Source organism: Microvirga aerophila (genome assembly GCF_003332305.1).
Classification (GTDB): Bacteria; Pseudomonadota; Alphaproteobacteria; order Rhizobiales; family Beijerinckiaceae; genus Microvirga; species Microvirga aerophila.
On sequence record NZ_QOIO01000169.1, the window covers coordinates 1 to 1,638 of the forward strand.

At 64.0% G+C, this 1,638-nt stretch carries 1 protein-coding gene and 1 pseudogene; one reads left to right on the forward strand and one right to left on the reverse strand.

The features are described 5' to 3' along the window. Positions 1–998 (forward strand): annotated as a pseudogene (locus DRB19_RS29555) (hypothetical protein); the annotation flags it as partial. 214 nt (positions 999–1,212) lie between these two features. On the opposite strand, the gene DRB19_RS29560 reads toward DRB19_RS29555, so the two are convergent. Further along, positions 1,213–1,638, reverse strand: a 426-nt coding sequence (locus DRB19_RS29560; RefSeq protein ID WP_114189500.1) for an alpha/beta hydrolase, incomplete at its 5' end; no start/stop codon positions are given.

Consider the following 1,638-nt stretch of genomic DNA (forward strand, 5'->3'; position numbering starts at 1 on the left):
TCCTGTGTGTGAGATCTGCAACGACCTCATTCTGGCACAGCGATGCCGTAAGGGGGCCGTCCACCCTAACAGCTTGGCTTGGTGCATGGCCAGCAAGCGTTCTGTTTCTTGTCATGGCCTGGCTGGAGCTTGTCGCGCCGGCACGGGACGCGCCGCGCAACGTTGCCTTTGGGGTGATGGCCTATGTCGGCCTCACCTGGGCAGGCTGCCATCTCTTCGGCGGGCCAGTTTGGCTGCGTAGGGGCGATCCCTTTTCCGTGGCCTTTGGTATCCTGGGGCGGTTCGCGCCCCTGCGGATCGCCGGAACAGGGCAGCGCTGGTGTTGGCGGCTCCAGCCCTATGCAGTCGGGCTCCTATCCCGGCAGAGCCTGCCTGTTTCGATGATCGCCTTCACGATGCTGATGCTGGCGACCGTGTCGGTGGACGGGTTGCTGGAAACGCCCCTCTGGGCCGCTGTGACTGAAGCAGCGGGCGGGTCTGGGGGAGCGGATGATACGTCGGCGGAGATCCTGGCGACTGCACTTCTTTGCATGGCGCCCCTCGTCTTCGGTGGTGTGTATGTCACTGTCATCAGCGTGATGAGGCTTGCCTCGGGAGAGTCCGGGCACCTGTTGCGCGAGTTGGCAGGGCACTTCGCCCTGCCGCTCGTTCCGATCGCCATTGCCTATCACCTGGCCCATTATCTCTCGTTTCTGCTGCTGGCCGGGCAGCTTGCGGTCCCGCTCATCTCTGACCCTTTTGGTTGGGGATGGGACGTGTTCGGGACAGCCCGCTACCGGATCAACATCGGCATCGTGGATGCGCGCTTTGTCTGGTTCATGGCTGTAGGAGCGGTCATCGCAGGGCACATCGTGGCGACGTGGCTTGCGCACGAAACTGCCCTGATGGTGTTCAAGACCCCCGAGGCTGCGCGCCGAAGCCAAGTGCCTATGCTAGCTCTGATGGTCGGCTACACGGTCCTGAGCCTCTGGATCCTCTCACAGCCCATCGTGGCATGAAGCTCTTAACTGAGCCCCGTCTCGGCGCTGGAATCATGGGACGAGCCGCCCGTCGAGCACCAAAGGTCTCCTTCTGGCACGAGGCGGAAGTAGACCTGGTGTCTGCACTAGCGAGGGATAGCGGACGTTCCTGGAGGTTAGGGGACCGTCAGTGCTTGACCCGAAGGCGACGTTTGGGATGGCAACTCGAGCCCCTCTCTCGATTGATCATACGTTAGGGAGCGACCGTCTCCGAAACAGAGCGGCCCAAGTTTTCCACATGACCGCCGAGAGACTGTCGCGTCCCGGGGTCGACAACCGCCAGCGGCGCGGACACGGCCAGACCTGCTGCGGTTCCGACCGCACTGGCCGCACCGGCGGTCACCTGGATGATGCGGTCGCCCAGCCCAACCCGGGAGTCGGTCACCGTCTGGCCCGCGGCCAAGCGCTTGCCGATGAGCTGGACGACCTCGGGACTCTCGGCGAACTTGCCGTGATTGAGGGCATCGCCCGCCTTGAGTTTGGTGAGGTCGAGGACCGTGACGTTCGCCTGCTCAAGCTGCGTCCGGTACGGTTCCTGATCGGGATTGATGGCGCCCAGGCGAGCCTCGCTGCCCCACACCCGCCGGGAGACAGCCAGCGCCCGGTCATCCTGCGACAC